The sequence below is a fragment of the Isoptericola sp. F-RaC21 genome (genome assembly GCF_038593535.1).
GTDB lineage: Bacteria > Actinomycetota > Actinomycetes > Actinomycetales > Cellulomonadaceae > Isoptericola.
In genome coordinates this window covers 947711-969048 of the sequence record NZ_JBCFYX010000001.1, presented here as the reverse complement: position 1 = coordinate 969048, position 21338 = coordinate 947711, and the positions used below count along the sequence as shown (strand labels likewise).

Here is a 21338-nt window from a genome sequence, read left to right as displayed (position 1 = left end):
GTGCGTGGGGGAGCGCGAGGAGACCGGCTACCGGGCCGCCGGCCGCTCGCCCGGCGTCGTCCCGGCGTCGGCGAACTGCGTCGCGTAGAGCTCGGCGTACAGGCCGCCGGCGGCGAGCAGCTCGGCGTGCGTGCCGGTCTCCACCACGCGACCCTCGGCCAGCACGACGATCGCGTCCGCGGCGCGGACCGTCGACAGCCGGTGCGCGATGACGAGCGACGTGCGCCCGGCCAGCGCCTGGTCGAGGGCGGCCTGGACGGCAGCCTCCGACTCCGAGTCCAGGTGGGCCGTGGCCTCGTCGAGGACCACGACGTCGGGCGCCTTGAGCAGCAGCCGGGCGATCGCGAGCCGCTGCCGCTCGCCTCCGGAGAGGCGGTAGCCACGGTCGCCGACCACGGTGTCGACGCCCTCGGGGAGCCGGGCCACCAGGTCCCAGATGCGCGCCTGGCGCAGGGCACGCTCGAGGTCCTCGTCCGACGCGTCGGGGCGGGCGAAGCGGAGGTTCGCGGCGACGGTGTCGTGGAAGAGGTGCGCCTCCTGGGAGACCACGCCGACGGTGCCGCGCAGGGACGCCGCCGTGACGTCGCGGAGGTCCTGGCCGGCGATCCGGACGGCGCCCGCCGTCGGGTCGTACAGGCGCGAGACCAGCTGGGAGACGGTGGTCTTGCCGGCGCCGGAGGGCCCCACGAGCGCGACCATCGCCCCGGCGGGCACGGAGAAGGACACGTCGCGCAGCGTGTCCTCGGTGGGGTCGGAGCGCAGCGTCGCGACCGACTCGAGGGAGGCGAGGGAGACCTCGTCCGCCCGCGGGTAGCGGAAGGTCACGTGGTCGAGCTCGAGCGACGCGCCGCGCGCGGCCACGGCCGTGCGCAGGTCGGCGGCGCCGGGCTTCTCCGCGAGGGCCGGCTGGAGGTCGAGGACCTCGAGCACCCGCTCGAAGCTGACGAGGGCGGTCATCACGTCGACCTGCACGTTCGACATCGCGGTGAGCGGACCGTAGAGGCGCCCGAGGTAGGCCGTGAGCGCGACGACGGTGCCGACCGTGAGCGAGCCGGAGATGGCCTGCACCCCGCCCAGCCCGTAGACGACGGCGATCGCGAGGGACGCGAGCGTCGTCAGCCCGACGCGGAACCAGGTGCCGAGGAGCGCCGTCCGGACGCCGAGGTCCCGCAGCCGGCCCACCTGCGCCGCGTACCGGGCGCTCTCCGCCTCCGGGTCGCCGAACACCTTGACGAGGTGGGCGCCGGCCACGTTGAACCGCTCGTTCATCATCTGCCCGGCGTCGGCGTTGAGGTCGTACCCGGTGCGCGCCAGCGCGGCGAGGCGCCGCCCGAACCACCGGGCGGGGAAGACGAACGCGGGGACGAGCACCACGGAGACCAGGGTGAGCTGCCACGACATCGCGACCATCGCGGCGAGGGTGAACACGATCGTCAGCCCGTTGGAGACGACGGTCTGCAGCGTGGAGGTGAACGCCTGCTGCGCCCCGAGCACGTCGCCGTTGAGCCGCTGCACCAGGGCGCCCGTGCGTGCCCGCGCGAAGAAGGCGAGCGGCATCCGCTGGACGTGGTCGAACACCGCGGTGCGCAGGTCGAGGATCAGCCCCTCGCCCACCCTCGAGGACAGCCACCGTTCCGCCACCGCGAGGGCCGCGGAGACGAGCGCGATGCCCGCTGCGGCCGCCGCGAGGGCCAGGACGAGGCGGCGGTCGCCGGTCGCGATGCCGTCGTCGATGAGGCGCCGGAACAGCAGCGGCGTCACGGCGCCCGCGGCCGCGCTGAGCATCAGCAGGCCGACGAACGCCGCGAGCTGACCCCGGTACGGCCGGGCGAAGCCGAGGATGCGACGCAGCGTCGAGCCCGCCAGCCGGCGGTCCTTCACCGTCGCGTCGTTCAGGTACGAACGCATCATCGGTCCGCCCGCCATGCCACCTCCCGGCACGCCCCGGCCCGGTGCCGCTGGGCGCTCATGGCGGGAAGCCTACGCCGGGGGCAGGATGGGCCCATGCTTCGCATCGGCCTCACGGGCGGCATCGCCGCAGGCAAGTCCGTCGTCGCGCGTCGGCTCGCCGAGTTGGGCGCCGTGGTGATCGACCACGACGTCCTCGCCCGCGAGGTGGTGGCGCCCGGCACGGTGGGGCTAGAGGAGGTCGTCGCGGCGTTCGGCGACGGCGTGCTCGCGGACGACGGCTCCCTCGACCGGCCGTCGCTCGGGCGCCTGGTGTTCGACGACGCCGCCGCGCGGGAGCGCCTCGAGGGGATCCTGCACCCGGAGATCCGGCGCATCGCCGCCGAGCGGGAGGCCCTCGCCGGCGCGTCGGACGACCGGGCCGTCGTGGTCCACGACATCCCGCTGCTGGTGGAGACCGGCCAGGCCGACCGGTTCCACCTGCTCGTCGTCGTGGACGCCCCGGCGGAGCAGCGGGTCGCGCGGCTCGTCGGCGGGCGCGGCCTCGAGGAGGGGGCGGCGAGGGCGCGGGTCGCGGCGCAGGCCACGGACGAGGAGCGGACCGCCGTCGCGGACGTGGTGCTGGACGGCACGGGCACGGAGGAGGGGCTCCGCACCCAGGTCGACGCGCTGTGGCGCCGGCTGTGCGCGGAGGTGGACCAGGAGTCCGAGGGCGACAGCGCGCGCCTCTGAGGCGGACGTCGGTCGGGGTGTCGGGGGCCCGACGTACCGTGGTGCCATGCGACCCGTGACCGACCTGCAGCGTGCGGTGGCCCCCTTCGAGGTGGTGTCCGAGTACGAGCCCTCCGGAGACCAGCCCACCGCCATCGCGGACCTCACGTCCCGCGTGCAGGCGGGGGAGAAGGACGTCGTGCTGCTCGGCGCGACCGGCACCGGCAAGAGCGCGACGACGGCGTGGCTCATCGAGAAGCTGCAGCGCCCGACGCTCGTCATGGCCCCCAACAAGACGCTGGCGGCGCAGCTGGCCACGGAGTTCCGCGAGCTGCTGCCGAACAACGCCGTCGAGTACTTCGTCTCGTACTACGACTACTACCAGCCCGAGGCGTACATCGCGCAGACGGACACCTACATCGAGAAGGACTCGTCGATCAACGACGAGGTGGAGCGCCTGCGGCACTCCGCGACGTCGTCCCTGCTGACCCGGCGCGACGTCGTCGTCGTGGCGTCGGTGTCGTGCATCTACGGCCTGGGCACCCCGCAGGAGTACGTGGACCGGATGGTGCGGCTCGACGTCGGGGACGTGGTCGACCGCGACGACATGCTGCGTCGCTTCGTGCAGATGCAGTACACGCGCAACGACGTGGCGTTCACGCGCGGGACGTTCCGGGTGCGCGGCGACACGGTGGAGATCATCCCCGTGTACGAGGAGCTCGCCGTGCGCATCGAGATGTTCGGCGACGAGATCGAGTCGATCCAGACGCTGCACCCGCTGACGGGTGAGGTGATCCGCAACGAGCAGAGCGTCTACCTCTTCCCGGCCACGCACTACGTCGCGGGGCCGGAGCGGATGGAGCGGGCGATCGGCGGCATCGAGGCCGAGCTCGCGGACCGGCTGGCGGACCTCGAGCGGCAGAACAAGCTGCTGGAGGCCCAGCGGCTGCGCATGCGCACCACGTACGACATCGAGATGATGCGCCAGATCGGCACGTGCAGCGGCATCGAGAACTACTCGCGGCACATCGACGGCCGCGAGCAGGGCTCGCCCCCGAACACCCTGCTCGACTACTTCCCCGAGGACTTCCTGCTCGTCATCGACGAGTCGCACCAGACCGTGCCCCAGATCGGCGCGATGTTCGAGGGCGACATGTCCCGCAAGCGGTCCCTCGTCGAGCACGGGTTCCGCCTGCCGAGCGCCATGGACAACCGGCCGCTGCGGTGGGAGGAGTTCGTCGAGCGGATCGGGCAGACGGTCTACCTGTCCGCCACGCCGGGCGACTACGAGCTGTCCATGTCCGACGGCGTGGTGGAGCAGGTCATCCGGCCCACCGGCCTGGTGGACCCGCAGGTGATCGTCAAGCCGACCACCGGCCAGATCGACGACCTGCTGCACGAGATCCGCGAGCGCGTCGAGAAGGACGAACGCGTGCTCGTCACGACCCTCACCAAGAAGATGGCCGAGGACCTCACGGACTACTTCCTCGAGAAGGACGTGCGGGTGCGGTACCTGCACTCGGAGGTCGACACCCTGCGCCGCGTGGAGCTGCTGCGCGAGCTGCGGCTGGGGGAGTACGACGTGCTGGTGGGCATCAACCTGCTGCGCGAGGGCCTGGACCTGCCCGAGGTCTCGCTCGTGGCGATCCTCGACGCCGACAAGGAGGGCTTCCTGCGCTCCGAGCGGTCGCTCATCCAGACGATCGGGCGCGCGGCGCGCAACGTCACCGGCCAGGTGCACATGTACGCGGACAAGATCACCCCGGCCATGCGGTACGCGCTCGACGAGACCGACCGCCGACGCGCGAAGCAGGTGGCGTACAACACCGAGCACGGGATCGACCCCCAGCCGCTGCGCAAGAAGATCGCCGACGTCACCGACATGCTCGCCCGCGAGGACATCGACACGCAGGAGCTGTTGTCCGGCGGGTACCGCAAGGCCCCGTCGTCTGCGCAGGGCAAGGGCCGCGCGCCCGTGCCAGGGTCGCCGAAGGAGGGAGCCACCACCGGCAACCGGCTCGCCGGCGCCGCCGCCGGCGAGCTCGCGGAGCTCATCCAGGAGCTCAGCGACCAGATGCACGCCGCAGCGGCCGAGCTGCAGTTCGAGGTCGCGGCGCGCCTGCGCGACGAGATCGGCGGGCTGAAGAAGGAGCTGCGGCAGATGCAGGCCGCGACGGCCTGAGCGGGTGCGCGACCCGTCGCGACATGCGCGGTCGGCGGGTCTGGGGTCTCATGTAGGGTGTCCGAGTTGGAGGGGAGTACCCCGCCCACGGTGAGGTCGTCATCACGTCCGGCACAGATGCCGGTCCGGCCTCGTCGGCCCGGACGCCAGGCTCGTAGCAGCTCCGGGTGGGGAAGACCTCCGGTGCTCAGTGCTACGTACCGGAGGAGTTTCCATGGATGTGCCCGTCTGGGTCTGGGTCGTCACCGTCGGCGTGATCCTCGTCATGCTCGCGGTCGACTACGTCGGCCACGTGCGCACCCCGCACGCCCCCACGCTGCGCGAGTCGGCCATGTGGTCGCTGGCGTACGTCGCGGTCGCGGTCGTGTTCGGCGTGATCGTGTGGATCGTGTGGGGCGGGACGTACGGCGGCGAGTACTTCGCCGGCTACATCACCGAGAAGTCGCTCAGCGTCGACAACCTGTTCGTCTTCGTCCTGATCATGACGAGCTTCCGGGTGCCGCGGGAGTTCCAGCAGCGCGTGCTCCTCATCGGCATCACGATCGCGCTGGTGCTGCGCACGGTGTTCATCGTCGCGGGCGCCGCGATCATCGCGAACTTCGCCTGGGTGTTCTACGTCTTCGGCGCGTTCCTCATCTGGACGGCGATCGCCCAGGCCCGCTCGGGCACGGGGCACGACGAGGAGTGGAACGAGAACGGCGTGCTGCGCCTGACGCGCCGGATCTTCCCCACGACCGACACCTACGTCGGCGACAAGATGACGACGAAGATCGACGGCAAGCGGTACATCACGCCGATGCTCATCGTCATGGTGGCCATCGGCAGCGCCGACCTGCTCTTCGCCGTCGACTCGATCCCCGCGATCTTCGGGCTGACCCAGGAGACGTACCTCGTCTTCGCGGCCAACGCGTTCTCGCTGCTGGGCCTGCGCCAGCTCTACTTCCTGGTCGACGGGCTGCTGGACCGTCTCGTGTACCTCAACTACGGTCTTGCCGCGATCCTCGGCTTCATCGGCATCAAGCTCGTGATCCACGCCCTGCACACGAACGAGCTCCCGTTCATCAACGGCGGGCAGCACATCGAGGCGATCCCCGAGATCCCGACCAGCCTGTCCCTGTCGTTCATCGTGGTGGTGCTCGCCGTCACGACCGTCGCCTCCCTGGCCAAGGACCGCCGTGACCGACGGGTCGCTGCGGGCGCGACATCGTCCTCCGAAGGAGATGCATGATCCACGAGCTGCCGGTCTGGTTCGAGTGGGCGTCGCTCGCGGCGCTGATCGTCCTGCTCGCCGTCGACCTCGCCATCGTGGGCCGACGCCCGCACGTGCCGAGCATGAAGGAGAGCGGCCTGTGGGTCGCGTTCTACGTGGCTCTGGCGCTCGTGTTCGGGTTGATCATGCTTGCGGTGGGCGGCGTCGCTCCCGCCGGTGAGTTCTACGCCGGCTGGCTCACGGAGTACTCCCTGAGCGTGGACAACCTGTTCGTCTTCGTCATCATCATGTCGCGGTTCGCCGTGCCCAAGAAGCACCAGCAGATGGTGCTGATGGTCGGCATCATCATCGCGCTGGTGCTGCGCGGGGCCTTCATCCTCGCGGGGGCGGCGATCCTCGAGCAGTTCGTGTGGGTGTTCTACCTGTTCGGGGCGTTCCTCATCTACACGGCCGTGAAGCTGGTGGCGGGCGACGACGACGAGGAGGAGTTCAAGGAGAACGTCGCGATCAGGCTGCTGCGCCGCGTGCTGCCGGTGAGCAAGGAGTACGACGGCGCGAAGGTGCGCACGGTCGTGGACGGCAAGAAGCTGTTCACCCCGATGCTCGTGGTGTTCGTCGCGATCGGCTCGACAGACCTGCTGTTCGCGCTCGACTCGATCCCGGCGATCTTCGGCCTGACGAAGGATCCGTTCATCGTGTTCACCGCGAACATCTTCGCGCTGATGGGCCTGCGCCAGCTCTACTTCCTGCTGGGCGGCCTGCTCGAGCGGCTCGTGTACCTGCCGATCGCCCTGGCCGTCATCCTCGGCTTCATCGGCGTGAAGCTCATCCTCGAGGCCCTGCACACCAACACGCTCCCGTTCATCAACGGGGGCGAGCACGTCGCGTGGGCGCCGGAGATCCCGATCTGGCTGTCGCTGGCGGTGATCCTCGGGTCCATCGCCGTCGCGACGGTCGCCAGCCTGGCGAAGACCCGGCGCACCGCCGCGGTGGCCGCGCAGGAGGGGGCGGACTCCGCGGCCGGGCCGACGCCGTCGACGCCGTCGACGACGGCCGAGCCCACCACGCAGGACGCGGCCTCGGAGTCGGCCACCCCGGGCCGGGACGGCTCGGGCCGCTGACGCCGACGAGCGAGGGCCCCGGGCGCAGAGGCGTCCGGGGCCCTTCGCGCGCCGGTCGCCGTCAGGCCGCGAAGCCGCCGATCACGGGCACGAACTCGCGTGCCGCGCGATGCGCGACCAGGCCCTCGCGGCGCATGGGGTCGGCCGACAGCAGCTCGAGCGCCTCGGTCGCGTCGTCGGCCTCCACGAGCAGCAGCGCGCCGCCGGGCTCGCCGTCGGGCGTGGCGGGGAGCGGCCCCGACACGCGCAGGGTGCCGGTCGCGTGCAGGCCGCGGAGGAACTCGCGGTGCTCGGGACGGACCGTGGCCAGGCGGTCGGGGTCGGAGACGTACACGTAGGTGACGGCGTAGACGGACATGGCGGTATCCAAGCACCACCGCGCGACGCGGTGGCGCCGGCGTCCATGCCCCGAGTGCCGGCCGTCGGGTGTGACCGGTCAGGCACCCTGAGAGGCATAGAACGCCTGTACGAATGTCGGATCGCCGACGTAGGATGCCCGGGTGAGCAACCGCCTCGTCATCTCCGGCGCCCGCGAGCACAACCTCCGCAACGTCGAGCTCGACCTCCCGCGTGACGAGCTCATCGTCTTCACCGGTCTGTCGGGCTCCGGCAAGTCCTCGCTGGCGTTCGACACGATCTTCGCCGAGGGGCAGCGCCGCTACGTGGAGTCGCTGTCCGCGTATGCGCGCCAGTTCCTGGGGCAGATGGACAAGCCCGACGTCGACTTCATCGAGGGCCTGTCGCCCGCCGTGTCGATCGACCAGAAGTCCACCAACCGCAACCCGCGCTCCACCGTGGGCACGATCACCGAGGTCTACGACTACCTGCGGCTGCTGTTCGCGCGCGCGGGCACGCAGCACTGCCCGGTGTGCGGGGAGCCGGTGCGCTCGCAGACGCCCCAGCAGATCGTGGACAAGCTGCTCGAGCTGCCGGAGGGCACCCGCTACCAGGTCCTCGCGCCCGTGGTGCGCGGCCGCAAGGGGGAGTACGCCGACCTGTTCGCCGAGCTGCAGACGCAGGGCTTCGCCCGCGCGCGGGTGGACGGCGAGGTGGTGCAGCTGACCAGCCCGCCCGCCCTCGAGAAGAAGCTCAAGCACGACATCGAGGTCGTCGTCGACCGGCTCGTCTCGCGCGACGGCGTGCAGCGACGGCTCACCGACTCGGTGGAGACCGCGCTGCGCCTCGCCGGCGGGCTCGTCATGGTCGAGCTCGTCGACGCCGACATCGACGACCTGGAGCGGGTGCGCAAGTTCTCGGAGAAGCGGGCGTGCCCCAACGACCACCCGCTCGCGCTCGACGAGATCGAGCCGCGCACGTTCTCCTTCAACGCCCCGTACGGCGCGTGCCCGGAGTGCACCGGCATCGGCTTCCGCCTCGAGGTCGACGCGGACCTCGTCGTGCCCGACGAGGAGAAGACCCTGCGCGACGGCGCGGTGGTGCCGTGGGCGCAGACGTCGTCGGAGTACTTCGAGCGGGTGCTCACGGCCCTGGCCGACGAGATGAGCTTCTCCATGGACGTGCCGTGGCGCGCGCTGCCGCAGCGCGCCCGCGACGCGATCCTGTACGGGCGCAACCACCAGGTGCACGTGCGCTACAAGAACCGGTGGGGCCGCGAGCGGCAGTACTCCACGGGCTTCGAGGGCGCGGTGACATTCCTCGAGCGCCGGCACCGGGAGACCGAGTCCGACTGGTCGAAGGAGAAGTACGAGGCCTACATGCGCGAGGTCCCGTGCCCGGTGTGCTCGGGGGCGCGGCTCAAGCCCGAGGTCCTCGCGGTCACCGTCGGCGGCAAGTCGATCTGGGACGTGTGCCGGCTGCCGATCGACCAGGCCAAGCAGTTCCTCGACGGGCTCGAGCTGGGCGAGCGCGAGCGCGCCATCGCGGCCGAGGTGCTCAAGGAGATCCACGCCCGGCTCGGCTTCCTCGTCGACGTCGGTCTGCACTACCTGTCGCTGGAGCGCCCGGCCGGCACCCTGTCCGGCGGTGAGGCGCAGCGCATCCGGCTGGCGACGCAGATCGGCTCCGGCCTGGTCGGCGTGCTGTACGTGCTCGACGAGCCGTCGATCGGCCTGCACCAGCGCGACAACCGTCGCCTGATCGAGACCCTCACGCGACTGCGCGACCTCGGCAACACGCTGATCGTCGTCGAGCACGACGAGGACACGATCCGCGCGGCCGACTGGATCGTCGACGTCGGCCCGGGGGCGGGCGAGCACGGCGGCCGCGTCGTGCACTCCGGCGACTACGCCGGGCTGCTCGAGGCCGAGGGATCGATGACGGGCGCATATCTCTCCGGGCGGCGGAGCGTCGCGCTGCCCGCCGAGCGTCGCGCGACCGACCCGGAGCGCAGGGTGACGGTCGTGGGCGCGCGCGAGAACAACCTGCGCGGCATCGACGTGTCCTTCCCGCTGGGCGTGCTCACGGCGGTCACCGGGGTCTCCGGCTCGGGCAAGTCGACGCTCGTCAACTCGATCCTGCACACCGTGCTCGCGAACGAGCTCAACGGCGCGCGTCAGGTGGCGGGCCGGCACACCCGGGTCACCGGCATGGACCTGCTCGACAAGGTGGTGCACGTCGACCAGGGGCCGATCGGGCGCACGCCGCGCTCGAACCCCGCCACCTACACGGGCGTCTGGGACCGGATCCGCAAGATCTTCGCGGAGACGGAGGAGGCGAAGGTCCGCGGCTACGGCCCGGGTCGGTTCTCCTTCAACGTCAAGGGCGGGCGCTGCGAGGCGTGCGCGGGCGACGGCACGCTGAAGATCGAGATGAACTTCCTTCCCGACGTCTACGTGCCGTGCGAGGTGTGCCACGGCGCGCGGTACAACCGCGAGACCCTCGAGGTGCACTTCAAGGGCAAGACCGTCGCGGACGTCCTGGACATGCCGATCGAGGAGGCCGCGGAGTTCTTCGCCGCGTTCCCGGCGATCTCCCGCTACCTCACCACGCTGGTCGAGGTCGGGCTCGGCTACGTGCGCCTGGGGCAGCCGGCGCCGACCCTCTCCGGCGGCGAGGCGCAGCGGGTGAAGCTCGCGAGCGAGCTGCAGAAGCGCTCGACGGGCCGCACCATCTACGTCCTGGACGAGCCGACCACGGGCCTGCACTTCGAGGACATCCGTAAGCTGCTCGGGGTGCTGCAGTCGCTCGTCGAGAAGGGCAACACCGTGCTGGTGATCGAGCACAACCTCGACGTCATCAAGAGCGCGGACTGGATCGTCGACATGGGGCCCGAGGGCGGTTCCGGCGGCGGCACGGTCGTGGCGGAGGGCACCCCCGAGGAGGTGGCGCAGGTCGAGGCGAGCCACACCGGTCGCTTCCTCGCGCCGATCCTCCGAGAGCACCCGCCCGTGCCGACGGCCGCCCCGGCAGGCCGGGCCCGCTCCGCGGCCGCGACGTCGACCTCGTCGGCGCCGCGTGCACGAAGCTCTGCGAAGGGCTCGACGAAGGGCGGCGGCACGGCGGCGAAGGGGAAGGGCGACGCCAAGCCCAAGCGCTCCGGAAAGCGCAGCGCCGCCTGACGTCCTAGCGTGTGGGCCATGGGAGCGCACCACAACTACGCCGTCACCGTCGCCTGGCCGGACGCCGCTGAGACCGGCGGCGGGCAGGGGACCACGTCGTACACGGCGTACTCCCGGGACCACACGGTGCTCGTGGCGGGCAAGGCGCCGCTGGCCGGCAGCGCAGACCCGGCGTTCCGGGGCGACCCGGCCCGGCACAACCCGGAGGAGCTGTTCGTCGCGAGCATCGCGCAGTGCCACATGCTGTGGTTCCTCCACCTGGCCGCCGAGAGCGGGCTCGTGGTCCGCGAGTACGTGGACGACACGACCGGCACGATGCGCGTGGAGTCCCGCGGCGAGGGGCAGTTCACCGACGTCACCCTCCGGCCGAGGGTGACGGTCGACGCCGGCCCGCAGGCGACGGACGCGGCCGTGGCGGAGCTCCACCACCGTGCCCACGCCCTGTGCTTCATCGCCCGGTCGGTCAACTTCTCGATCCTCGTGGAGCCCGCGCCGGTGCGGCTCGCGGCGTCCGCCTCGTAAGGGGCCACCCGCACGCGAGCGGGTGAACTGTTCCAGTCCGGTCACACTGTCGTGTCGACTGTTGACGTGGCGACCCCGTGTGAATATTTTCCACTCCATCCCCTTGGTGGATGGGAGATATTTCCGTGAGCGATGCGGAACCCGCCGCAACGGCTCACCGCGGCGCGAGACGAGGAGGTCGGCGCACGGCCCCGAGCGGGCAGAGCAGCAGGGTTGACGGGGCGTCCACCGACGCACCCTGACACGAAGGGCATCAACGACGATGACCAGCAACTTCACCACTGACCAGAGCAAGATCCCCTCCGAGCCCTCCCGCCGATCGGTCCTCCGCGCCGTGATGTACACGGCCGCCGCCGTGCCGTTCGGCCTCCCGCTCGCGGCGTGCGCCACGGGCGGGGGCGGGGGCGAGGAGACCGCCAGCGCGTCGCCGGGCGGCACCGTCGACGCGAAGAACCCGTTCGGCATGGCCGAGAACACGACCGTCGACGCGGTGATCTTCGACGGCGGCTACGGCGTCGACTACGTCGAGTTCGCCGGCAAGGTCCTCGCCGGGCTGCACGCCGGCTCGTCCGTCAAGGTCTCGCCCTCGACGCAGATCGCCACGGAGCTGCAGCCGCGGTTCGTCGGAGGCAACCCGCCGGACCTCGTGGACAACTCCGGCGCGCAGTCGATGGGGTTCAACACGATCCTCGAGCAGCTCGAGGACCTCACCGACATCATCGACGCGCCCAACGTCGAGGGCACGATCATCCGGGACACCCTCTACGAGGGGGTGCTCGCCCCGGGGACCTACGGCGACAAGTTCGCGGCCCTCAACTACGTGCTCACCGTCTACGGCGTCTGGTACTCGGGCAGCCTGTTCGAGAAGAACGGCTGGACGCCCCCGGCGACGTGGGAGGAGGCCAAGGCCCTCGGCGCGGAGGCGAAGAAGGCCGGGAAGTACCTGTTCCTGTGGGGCACCGAGGCCGCGACCTACTACCAGACCCTTGCTATCGAGTCGGCCATCAAGCAGGGCGGCGACGAGGTCCGGCTGGCGCTCGAGAACCTCGAGCCGGACTGCTGGTCCAACGAGTCGCTCCAGGCCACCTTCGCGATCATGAAGGAGATCATCGACCTCGGGTACTTCAAGCCCGGCGGGTCGGGCACCCAGTTCACCGCCGCGCAGGCGCAGTGGAGCAACAAGGAGGAGGCGCTGCTCTACCCGTCCGGGTCGTGGATCGAGAACGAGATGAAGGACCAGACGGCGCCCGACTTCCAGATGAAGGGCGTGCCGAGCTTCTCGGTGACGGCGAGCCCCGCGATGCCGGCCACGGCGCTCCACTCGACCGCGGGCGAGCCGTTCATCGTGCCGTCGCAGGCGAAGAGCGTCGCCGGCGGCAAGGAGCTCCTGCGGGTCATGCTCTCGAAGGAGTCGGCGACGAATTTCTCCAAGACGAAGCTCGCCCCGACGATCGTCAAGGACATCGTGCCCGCGGACGGGTTCGGGTCGACGGCGCTGGTGTCCCAGACCGAGATGCTCAGCGCGGCCGGGACGGACATCTTCACGTTCAACTTCGTCAACACGTACGGCATGAACCCGGAGCAGTTGCCGATCTGGAACTCCTTCCTCGACGGGAAGAAGTCGGTGGCCGACCTGACCAAGGAGCTGCAGGCGATCACCGACCGCATCGCGAACGACGACACGATCGACAAGATCGAGGTGTCATGACCGCGATCCCCGGCGCGGGGCAGGTCCTGCCCACCGGCGAGGGAGCTCCTGCGGGGCCCGGGCGCGGGCCCCGCAGGAGGCTGGGCGGGTGGTCGTTCGACACCGTGAGCTTCTTCGTCGTCTTCCTCGGCCTGCCGCTCGCGCTGTTCCTGGTCTTCGTGATCTGGCCGTTCGTGCAGGCGGTGTTCTACGCGCTCACCAACTGGTCGGGCTTCTCCGCGGAGTTCGACGTCGTCGGGCTGGCCAACTTCACGGCGCTGGTGCAGGACCCGCGGTTCCTCAACGCTGTCGGCAACAGCGTGATGTTCGGCCTGTTCATCCCGCTGATCACGATCGCTATCGCCCTGACCTTCGCGATCCTCATCACGGTCGGCGGGTCGGGCAAGGGGCAGGTGCGCGGCGTGCGCGGCGCCGGCTTCTACCGGGTGGTCTCCCTGTTCCCGTACGTGATCCCGGCGATCGCGGTCGGCATCATGTGGCGCCTGATCCTCGACCCGAGCAACGGCCTCGTCAACGGCATCCTCACCGGTCTGGGCCTCGACCGCTTCCAGTCGTTCGCCTGGCTCGGGAACGTGGGCACCGCGATGCCGGTCACCATGTTCGTCGTCGTGTGGGGCTTCGTCGGGTTCTACATGCTGCTGTTCATCGCGGCGATCAAGGGCGTCCCGTCGGAGATCTACGAGGCCTCGCGGATCGACGGCGCCGGCCGCTGGCGGACGTCGTGGTCCATCACCCTCCCGCTCATCCGGGACAACGTGCAGACCGCCTACATCTACCTCGGGATCATCGCGCTCGACCTGTTCGTGTACGTCCAGGCGCTCAACCCCCAGGGCGGCCCGGACAACTCGACGCTCGTGATGTCGCAGCAGCTGTTCCGCACGGCGTTCACGGAGGGCAAGTTCGGCTACGCCAGCGCCATGGGCGTGGCGATGGCGATCGTCACCCTGGTGTTCGCCGCCCTGGTGTTCACCGTGAACCGCCTGGCCGGCGGCCGCAGCGAGAGGGGACGGGGATGACCGCCCACGCCCAGGCGATGCCTCGCGCGTCCCGCGCCGCGTCGCGCGACCGGACCGCCCGCGCGGCCGGCCGTGGCGACCGTCTCGCCGCGGGAGTCTCCCACACCGTCCTCGTGATCTGGTGCATCCTCGTCATCGGTCCGATGATCTGGGTGCTCATCGGGTCCTTCAAGACGAGCTCCGAGATCTTCGCCTCACCCTTCTCCCTGCCGGAGCACTGGTCGTTCACGAACTACGTGAACGCGTGGGTCGACGCCCAGATCGGCCAGGCCTTCCTGAACACGATCATCGTGGTGGGCAGCGCGCTGGTGCTCGTCATGCTCCTGGGGGCGATGTGCGCCTACGTGCTCGCGCGCTTCGAGTTCCCCGGGCGGCGGGCGATCTACTACCTCATGCTGGCCGGGCTGACGTTCCCGGTCTTCCTGGCGATCGTGCCGTTGTTCTTCGTGCTCCAGAACGCCGGGCTCCTGGGCACCCTCCCGGGCCTGATCGTCGTCTACGTGGCGTTCGCGCTCCCGTTCACGGTGTTCTTCCTGTACGCGTTCTTCCAGGGGCTGCCGGACGACATCGCCGAGGCGGCGGCGATCGACGGCGCCGGCAACTGGCGGACGTTCTTCCAGGTGATGATGCCGATGGCGCGGCCCGGCCTGGCGTCGGTGGCGATCTTCAACTTCCTGGGCCTGTGGAACCAGTTCATCCTGCCGATCGCGCTGAACCCGGATCAGCAGAACTACGTGCTGTCCCAGCGGCTGGCCGCGTTCGTGTCGTCGGCCGGGTACGCGGTGGACTTCGGGGCGATGTTCGCGGCCGTCGTCGTGACGATCGTGCCCGTGCTGATCGCCTACGTGATCTTCCAGCGCCAGCTCCAGGGGTCGGTCACGGCGGGCACCATGAAGTAGGCGCCGGCGGCGTCGGTGGCCTGACCTAGGCTGACGGCATGGCCGACCCAGCGACCTACCGTCCGAAGCCGGGGGAGATCCCCACGTCGCCCGGCGTCTACCGGTTCCGCGACGCGCACGGCCGCGTGATCTACGTGGGCAAGGCGAAGAACCTGCGGGCGCGGCTGTCGAACTACTTCCAGGACGTCGCCCACCTGCACCACCGCACGCAGAGCATGGTCACCACGGCGGCGTCCGTGGAGTGGACGGTGGTCGGCACCGAGGTCGAGGCGCTGGCGCTCGAGTACTCGTGGATCAAGGAGTACGACCCGCGGTTCAACGTGAAGTACCGCGACGACAAGTCGTACCCGTACCTCGCGGTGACGATGGCGGAGGAGGTGCCGCGCGCCCAGGTGATGCGCGGCGCCAAGCGGCCCGGCACCCGGTACTTCGGGCCGTACGGTCACGCCTGGGCGATCCGCGAGACCCTCGACCTCCTGCTGCGCGTCTTCCCGATCCGTACCTGCTCCGCGGGCGTGTACCGCCGGGCGCACCAGACCGGCCGCCCGTGCCTGCTGGGGTACATCGACAAGTGCTCCGCGCCCTGCGTCGGGCGCATCGGCGTCGACGAGCACAAGCAGCTGGCGCAGGACTTCTGCGACTTCATGGCGGGCGACACGCAGCGCTTCGAGCGGCGGCTGACGGCGCGGATGAACGAGGCGGCCGCGTCCATGGAGTACGAGCAGGCCGCGCGCCTGCGCGACGACATCCAGGCGCTGCGCCGGGCCACCGAGAAGAACGCCGTGGTGCTCCCGGATGCCACCGACGCCGACGTCTTCGCCCTGGCGGGCGACGAGCTCGAGGCCGCCGTCCAGGTCTTCCACGTGCGCGGCGGCCGCATCCGCGGCCAGCGCGGCTGGGTCGTGGAGAAGGTCGAGGACGTCACCGACGCCGAGCTCGTGGAGCACCTGCTGCAGCAGGTGTACGGCGCGGTCGAGGACGCCCGGACCGCGGCAGAGGACGCCGGGCTCGACGCCGAGGGCCGCACGGCGGCGCGGCGGGAGGCGCGGGGCGCCGTGCCGCGCGAGGTGCTGGTCCCCGTGCTGCCGCCGGACCCGGAGCAGATGTCCGCCTGGCTGACCGGCCTGCGCGGCGCCCGGGTCGAGCTGCGCGTGCCGCAGCGCGGCGACAAGCGAGAGCTCGCCGCCACCGTGAAGGCGAACGCCGAGCACGCCCTCAACCTGCACCGCACCCGCCGGGCGGGCGACCTCACGACACGCAGCCAGGCGCTGCGCGAGATCCAGGAGGCCCTGGGGCTGGAGTCGGCGCCGCTGCGGATCGAGTGCTACGACATCTCGCACACGCAGGGGACCTACCAGTCCGCGTCGATGGTCGTGTTCGAGGACGGGCTGCCGCGCAAGAGCGAGTACCGCACCTTCTCGGTGCGCGGGCCCGAGGGCGACGGGGCGCGCGACGACACCGCGGCCATGCACGAGGTGATCACCCGCCGTTTCCGGCGGTACCTCGCGGACCGGCTGGCGGCCGGGGACGTCGAGCTGGACGACAGCGACGACGACCGCGCGGGCGCGGGCACCGCCCGGCCACGGTCCGGCGAGGTGCCGGCCGAGGAGCCGGGGGAGCGCAAGCGGTTCGCGTACCCGCCGAACCTCGTGGTGGTCGACGGCGGCCCGCCCCAGGTGGCGGCGGCGCAGCGGGCCCTCGACGAGCTCGGCGTCACCGACGTCGCGCTGTGCGGGCTGGCGAAGCGGCTGGAGGAGGTGTGGCTGCCGGGCGAGGACTACCCGGTGATCCTGCAGCGCTCCTCGGAGGGCCTGTACCTGCTGCAGCGGGTGCGCGACGAGGCGCACCGGTTCGCCATCACGCAGCACCGGCGGCGCCGGAGCAAGGGCATGACGGCGTCCGCCCTGGACGACGTGCCGGGCCTCGGGCCGACGCGCCGCAAGGCGCTGCTGAGCACCTTCGGGTCGGTCAAGCGGCTGCGCGCGGCGAGCGTGGACGAGATCGCTCAGGTGCGCGGCATGGGCCGCCGCACCGCCGAGGCGGTCGTGGCGGCGCTGGGCGGTACTGCCGGCGCTGCCGGTGCGGCCCCGGACGGCGAGGTCGCGGACGGCACGGCGGGCGCGGGCCCTGACGGCGCGCCCGGGTCCGGGACGTCCGACGCGGGCAGCGCGGCGACCGACCGGGACGCCGTCGGCCCTGGCATGCTGGGCGCATGAGCGAGCCGGACCCCATCACCGTCCCGCAGGGCATCCCCGAGATCGAGGCGACGACGCCCGCGCCGGAGCAGTCGGAGCCGGAGGTGCTCATCATCACCGGCATGTCGGGAGCGGGCCGGTCGCGGGCCGCTGGCGTGCTGGAGGACCTCGACTGGTTCGTGGTCGACAACCTGCCGCCGATGATGATCGTGCCGCTGGTCGACCTCATGACGCGCGCGGGCTCGTCGGTGGAGCGGCTCGCGGTCGTCGTCGACGTGCGCGGGCGGGAGTACTTCGCCGAGCTCACCCGGGTGCTGCAGCATCTGCGCGACGCCGGCGTGAACTACCGGATCCTGTTCCTCGACGCGCGCGACGAGACGCTGGTGCGGCGCTACGAGAGCGTCCGGCGCCCGCACCCGCTGCAGGGCGAGGGCAGGATCCTCGACGGCATCGGCGAGGAGCGCCGCGCGCTGGCGTCGATCGCGGAGCGGGCGGACGTCGTCATCGACACGTCGGAGCTGTCGGTGCACGACCTGGCGCGCGAGGTGCGGGCGGCCGTCGCGGACGGCGCCCCCGACGCCCTGCGCGTGAACGTGCTCGCCTTCGGCTTCAAGTACGGCATCCCGCTCGACGCCGACCACGTGGTGGACGTGCGCTTCCTCGCGAACCCGTACTGGATCACCGAGCTGCGCCACCTCACCGGACGCGACGCCCCGGTGCGGGAGTACGTCCTGGCCCGGCCCGGCGCGCTGGAGTTCGTGGACCGGTACGTCGCGGCGCTCGAGCCCGTCCTCGCGGGCTACCTGGCCGAGGAGAAGCGGTACGTGACGATCGCCGTCGGGTGCACCGGGGGCAAGCACCGCTCGGTCGCCATCGCGGGGGAGATCGCCCAGCGGCTGCGCGACGCGGGCCAGCGGGTCTCCCTCACGGCGCGCGACCTGGGGAAGGAGTGACGACGCCGGTCGCGAGCCCGGGGGCGCCGGCGGTGACGGCGCTCGGCGGCGGGCACGGGCTGTTCGCGAGCCTGTCGGCGCTGCGGCTGATGTCCGACCGGCTCACCGCCGTCGTGACGGTGGCGGACGACGGCGGGTCGTCCGGGCGCCTGCGCGACGAGCTCGACGTCCTGCCCCCCGGCGACCTGCGCATGGCGCTCGCGGCGCTGTGCGACGACTCGGAGTGGGGGCGCACGTGGAGCGACCTCCTGCAGCACCGGTTCGTCTCCGGCGGCAGCCTGGACAAGCACGCGATGGGCAACCTCCTGATCGTCGCGCTGTGGGAGCTGCTCGGCGACACGGTGACGGGGCTCGACTGGGTCGGCCGGCTGCTGGGCGCGCGCGGGCGGGTGCTCCCCATGGCGTCGGTGCCGCTGGTGGTCGAGGCGGACGTGCGCCGTGACGGCGCCGCGGCGCTCGACACGGTCGTCGGGCAGAGCCGGGTCGCGGTCACCGGCGGTCGCATCGAGCAGCTGCGGCTGGTGCCCGCGGACCCGCCGGCGTGCCCCGAGGCCGTGGAGGCCGTCCGCGCCGCCGACTGGGTCGTGCTCGGGCCGGGCTCCTGGTACTCGTCGGTGCTGGTGCACCTGCTGGTCCCGGAGCTGGCCAGGGCGCTGCACGAGACCGATGCGCGGGTGTGCGTGACGCTCAACCTGGCGGCGGAGCGCGGCGAGACGCAGGGCCTCACGGCCACCGATCATCTCGAGGCGCTGTCCCGGCACGCGCCCGGGCTGCGCGTGGACGCGGTCCTGGCCGACCCGTCCGCCGTCGAGGACGTGGACGAGCTCGCCGCCGCGGCCGAGGCGGTGGGCGCGCGCCTGCTGATGCGGCAGGTCCGGCGCGGCGACGGGACGGCCCGGCACGACCCGCTGCGCCTGGCGGCCGCCTACCGCGACGTGTTCGAGGGCGTCTACGGCGACGTGTGAGGGGACCCTGCCGGCACTCTGCCGGCGCTCTGCCGGCAGGCGGGGACGCCTCCGGCGGGGCGCGAGGGTGCTTGCCCCGCGTGGCAGGATGACGCCATGGCGCTGACGGCAGACGTGAAGGACGAGCTCGCGCGGATCAAGGTGACCCGGACGTCGTGCCGCAAGGCGGAGGTCTCGGCGACGCTGCGGTTCTCCGGCGGGCTGCACATCATCTCGGGCCGCGTGGTGATCGAGGCGGAGCTGGACGACGAGGCGGCCGCGGCGCGGCTGCGGCAGGCGATCACGGAGCTCTACGGGCACACCAGCGACCTGATCGTGGTGCAGGCCGGGGGCCTGCGCAAGAACAACCGGTACGTGGTGCGCGTGGTGCGCGACGGCGAGTCGCTCGCCCGCCAGACCGGCCTGCTGGACTCGCGCGGGAGGCCGGTGCGCGGCCTCGCCCCGGAGGTCGTGTCGGCGGGCGTCGCGGAGGCGGAGGCGGTGTGGCGCGGGGCGTTCCTCGCGCACGGGTCGCTCACGGAGCCGGGGCGCTCGATGGCGCTGGAGGTCACGTGCCCCGGGCCCGAGGCGGCGCTCGCGCTGGTCGGTGCCGCGCGGCGCCTGGGCGTGCAGGCGAAGTCGCGGGAGGTGCGTGGCGTCGACCGCGTCGTGGTCCGTGACGGGGAGGCCATCGGCGAGATCCTGCGGCGGATGGGCGCGGTGCGCACCCGCGAGGTGTGGGAGGAGCGGCGCGCCCGGCGCGAGGTACGCGGCACGGCCAACCGGCTCGCGAACTTCGACGACGCGAACCTGCGGCGGTCGGCGCGGGCCGCCGTGGCGGCCGGCGCCCGCGTGCAGCGCGCCTTCGAGATCCTCGGGGAGGACGTGCCGGAGCACCTGCGCCAGGCGGGGGAGCTGCGGCTGGCGCACAAGCAGGCGTCGCTGGAGGAGCTCGGGCAGCTGGCCGACCCGCCGCTGTCGAAGGACGCCGTCGCCGGCCGGATCCGGCGGCTGCTGTCGACGGCCGACAAGCGGGCCCTCGAGGTCGGCCTCCCCGACACCGAGTCGGGCCTGAGCCCGGAGCTCCTCGACCTCTGACCTCCCTCCGTCCATATGGTCGGACCACACGTCTCACGGGGCCGCCCCAGGTCAGCGGCACGGTCGTTTCGGGTATAGGCTCATTCCGTCAGGTGACGACGACGTGACCCAAGGCTGACCGCCCGGTGGAAGACGTCGGGTGGTCCCGGGGTCGCGACGTGAATCATCAGCGCGCCCTGCGTGGCGCGCGGAAGTCGGCATCAACCGTGTGCGTCGGGATCTCACCGGCGCGCCCTGAGGAGGGCAATCGTGACCATCCGCGTCGGGATCAACGGCTTCGGTCGGATCGGACGGAACTTCTACCGCGCTCTCGTGGAGTCGGGTGCGGACATCGAGGTCGTCGGCGTCAACGACCTGACCGACAACAAGACTCTGGCCCACCTGCTCAAGTACGACACGGTGCTGGGCCGCTTCCCCAAGTCCGTGGAGTTCGACGACGAGAACATCATCGTCGACGGCCAGAAGATCCGGGCGCTCGCCGAGCGCGACCCCGCGAACCTCCCCTGGGGCGAGCTGGGCGCGGACATCGTCATCGAGTCCACCGGCTTCTTCACCGACGCGACGAAGGCCAAGGCGCACATCGACGCCGGCGCCAAGAAGGTCATCATCTCCGCCCCGGCGAAGAACGAGGACGCGACGTTCGTCATGGGCGTGAACAACGACCAGTACGACCCGGCCGCGCACCACATCATCTCGAACGCGTCCTGCACGACGAACTGCCTCGCGCCGCTCGCCAAGGCCCTCAACGACTCGATCGGCATCGAGCGCGGCCTCATGACGACGATCCACGCGTACACGGGTGACCAGAACCTGCAGGACGGCCCGCACAAGGACCTCCGCCGCGCCCGCGCCGCCGCGCAGAACATCGTGCCGACCACGACCGGCGCCGCCAAGGCCGTCGCCCTGGTGCTGCCGGAGCTGAAGGGCAAGCTGGACGGCTACGCCCTGCGCGTGCCGGTCATCACCGGCTCGGCCACGGACCTCACCTTCGAGGCCCCGAAGGAGGTCACGGTCGAGGAGGTCAACGCCGCGGTCAAGGCCGCCGCCGAGGGCCCGCTCAAGGGCACGCTGGAGTACGTGGACGACGAGATCGTGTCGTCGGACATCGTCACCAACCCGCACACGAGCATCTTCGACTCGAAGCTGACCAAGGTGATCGGCAACCAGGTCAAGGTCGTCTCGTGGTACGACAACGAGTGGGGCTACTCCAACTCCCTCGTCGCGCTGACCGTCCACGTCGGCGAGAAGCTCTGACGACTCCGGCGCCCGACACCGCTCGAGCGTGAGTCACGACGTCCGCGTGCGCGCCGAACTTCGGCTGCGCACGCGGACGTCGTCATGTACGGACCAGAT

Annotated in this window: 16 protein-coding genes; 14 read left to right on the top strand and 2 right to left on the bottom strand. The window is 71.4% G+C overall.

The window, feature by feature from the left end; genetic code table 11:
- Window positions 1-27 precede the first annotated feature (27 nt).
- Window positions 28-1908, bottom strand: a complete 1881-nt coding sequence (locus tag AAG589_RS04525; RefSeq protein ID WP_430566036.1) for an ABC transporter ATP-binding protein — start codon at window positions 1906-1908, stop codon at window positions 28-30.
- Window positions 1909-2004: 96 nt separating this feature from the next.
- Between AAG589_RS04525 and coaE the strand changes: the two genes are divergently transcribed.
- From coaE to AAG589_RS04505, 4 genes are all read left to right on the top strand, one after another.
- Window positions 2005-2640 carry a dephospho-CoA kinase gene (gene coaE / locus AAG589_RS04520; RefSeq protein ID WP_430566035.1) on the top strand — a complete coding sequence of 212 codons (636 nt, stop codon included), beginning with the start codon at window positions 2005-2007 and terminating at the stop codon, window positions 2638-2640.
- 46 nt (window positions 2641-2686) lie between these two features.
- Window positions 2687-4801 carry an excinuclease ABC subunit UvrB gene (gene uvrB / locus AAG589_RS04515; protein WP_430566034.1) on the top strand — a complete coding sequence of 705 codons (2115 nt, stop codon included), beginning with the start codon at window positions 2687-2689 and terminating at the stop codon, window positions 4799-4801.
- A gap of 214 nt (window positions 4802-5015) precedes the next feature.
- Complete coding sequence (locus tag AAG589_RS04510; RefSeq protein ID WP_430566033.1) at window positions 5016-6029, top strand: TerC family protein; 1014 nt, start codon at window positions 5016-5018, stop codon at window positions 6027-6029.
- The gene (locus AAG589_RS04505; protein WP_430566032.1) at window positions 6026-7132 is read left to right on the top strand and encodes a TerC family protein; all 1107 of its coding nucleotides are present in this window, start codon (window positions 6026-6028) and stop codon (window positions 7130-7132) included. Before AAG589_RS04510 ends, AAG589_RS04505 begins: the two co-directional genes overlap by 4 nt.
- Window positions 7133-7193: 61 nt before the next feature.
- Here AAG589_RS04505 and AAG589_RS04500 read toward each other — a convergent pair whose 3' ends face one another.
- Window positions 7194-7490: a YciI family protein gene (locus tag AAG589_RS04500; protein ID WP_430566031.1), complete on the bottom strand. Its 297-nt coding sequence runs from the start codon at window positions 7488-7490 to the stop codon at window positions 7194-7196.
- A gap of 142 nt (window positions 7491-7632) precedes the next feature.
- Here AAG589_RS04500 and uvrA point away from each other — a divergent pair, with 142 nt between their 5' ends.
- The 10 genes from uvrA (at window position 7633) to gap (ending at window position 21239) form a co-directional block, all read left to right on the top strand.
- Window positions 7633-10650 carry an excinuclease ABC subunit UvrA gene (uvrA, locus tag AAG589_RS04495; RefSeq protein ID WP_430566030.1) on the top strand — a complete coding sequence of 1006 codons (3018 nt, stop codon included), beginning with the start codon at window positions 7633-7635 and terminating at the stop codon, window positions 10648-10650.
- Window positions 10651-10668: 18 nt separating this feature from the next.
- A complete protein-coding gene (locus tag AAG589_RS04490; RefSeq protein ID WP_430566029.1) occupies window positions 10669-11172 on the top strand; it encodes an OsmC family protein in 504 nt (167 codons plus the stop codon).
- Between the two features lie 262 nt (window positions 11173-11434).
- Window positions 11435-12880 carry an N-acetylglucosamine/diacetylchitobiose ABC transporter substrate-binding protein gene (gene ngcE / locus AAG589_RS04485; protein ID WP_446719670.1) on the top strand — a complete coding sequence of 482 codons (1446 nt, stop codon included), beginning with the start codon at window positions 11435-11437 and terminating at the stop codon, window positions 12878-12880.
- Window positions 12877-13896 (top strand): carbohydrate ABC transporter permease, encoded by a 1020-nt coding sequence (locus tag AAG589_RS04480; RefSeq protein WP_430566028.1) that lies wholly within the window; start codon window positions 12877-12879, stop codon window positions 13894-13896. The genes ngcE and AAG589_RS04480 overlap by 4 nt, the downstream gene beginning before the upstream one ends.
- A 17-nt stretch (window positions 13897-13913) precedes the next feature.
- A complete protein-coding gene (locus tag AAG589_RS04475; protein ID WP_430566229.1) occupies window positions 13914-14795 on the top strand; it encodes a carbohydrate ABC transporter permease in 882 nt (293 codons plus the stop codon).
- 38 nt (window positions 14796-14833) lie between these two features.
- Window positions 14834-17011 carry an excinuclease ABC subunit UvrC gene (uvrC, locus tag AAG589_RS04470; RefSeq protein ID WP_430566027.1) on the top strand — a complete coding sequence of 726 codons (2178 nt, stop codon included), beginning with the start codon at window positions 14834-14836 and terminating at the stop codon, window positions 17009-17011.
- Window positions 17008-17943 carry an RNase adapter RapZ gene (rapZ, locus tag AAG589_RS04465; protein ID WP_430566026.1) on the top strand — a complete coding sequence of 312 codons (936 nt, stop codon included), beginning with the start codon at window positions 17008-17010 and terminating at the stop codon, window positions 17941-17943. Before uvrC ends, rapZ begins: the two co-directional genes overlap by 4 nt.
- Window positions 17940-18908 (top strand): gluconeogenesis factor YvcK family protein, encoded by a 969-nt coding sequence (locus AAG589_RS04460; protein ID WP_430566025.1) that lies wholly within the window; start codon window positions 17940-17942, stop codon window positions 18906-18908. The genes rapZ and AAG589_RS04460 overlap by 4 nt, the downstream gene beginning before the upstream one ends.
- A 96-nt stretch (window positions 18909-19004) precedes the next feature.
- Window positions 19005-19985, top strand: coding sequence for a DNA-binding protein WhiA (gene whiA, locus AAG589_RS04455; protein WP_430566024.1), 981 nt, complete (start codon window positions 19005-19007; stop codon window positions 19983-19985).
- A 249-nt stretch (window positions 19986-20234) separates the two neighbouring features.
- Window positions 20235-21239, top strand: a complete 1005-nt coding sequence (gene gap / locus AAG589_RS04450; protein ID WP_430566023.1) for a type I glyceraldehyde-3-phosphate dehydrogenase — start codon at window positions 20235-20237, stop codon at window positions 21237-21239.
- Window positions 21240-21338: the final 99 nt, after the last annotated feature.

Coding starts and splice junctions, on each gene's coding strand:
- AAG589_RS04525 (WP_430566036.1), bottom strand. CDS start 1,908: ATGCGTTCGTACCTGAACGACGCGACGGTGAAGGACCGCCGGCTGGCG.
- coaE (WP_430566035.1), top strand. CDS start 2,005: ATGCTTCGCATCGGCCTCACGGGCGGCATCGCCGCAGGCAAGTCCGTC.
- uvrB (WP_430566034.1), top strand. CDS start 2,687: ATGCGACCCGTGACCGACCTGCAGCGTGCGGTGGCCCCCTTCGAGGTG.
- AAG589_RS04510 (WP_430566033.1), top strand. CDS start 5,016: ATGGATGTGCCCGTCTGGGTCTGGGTCGTCACCGTCGGCGTGATCCTC.
- AAG589_RS04505 (WP_430566032.1), top strand. CDS start 6,026: ATGATCCACGAGCTGCCGGTCTGGTTCGAGTGGGCGTCGCTCGCGGCG.
- AAG589_RS04500 (WP_430566031.1), bottom strand. CDS start 7,490: ATGTCCGTCTACGCCGTCACCTACGTGTACGTCTCCGACCCCGACCGC.
- AAG589_RS04490 (WP_430566029.1), top strand. CDS start 10,669: ATGGGAGCGCACCACAACTACGCCGTCACCGTCGCCTGGCCGGACGCC.
- ngcE (WP_446719670.1), top strand. CDS start 11,435: ATGACCAGCAACTTCACCACTGACCAGAGCAAGATCCCCTCCGAGCCC.
- AAG589_RS04480 (WP_430566028.1), top strand. CDS start 12,877: ATGACCGCGATCCCCGGCGCGGGGCAGGTCCTGCCCACCGGCGAGGGA.
- AAG589_RS04475 (WP_430566229.1), top strand. CDS start 13,914: ATGCCTCGCGCGTCCCGCGCCGCGTCGCGCGACCGGACCGCCCGCGCG.
- uvrC (WP_430566027.1), top strand. CDS start 14,834: ATGGCCGACCCAGCGACCTACCGTCCGAAGCCGGGGGAGATCCCCACG.
- rapZ (WP_430566026.1), top strand. CDS start 17,008: ATGAGCGAGCCGGACCCCATCACCGTCCCGCAGGGCATCCCCGAGATC.
- whiA (WP_430566024.1), top strand. CDS start 19,005: ATGGCGCTGACGGCAGACGTGAAGGACGAGCTCGCGCGGATCAAGGTG.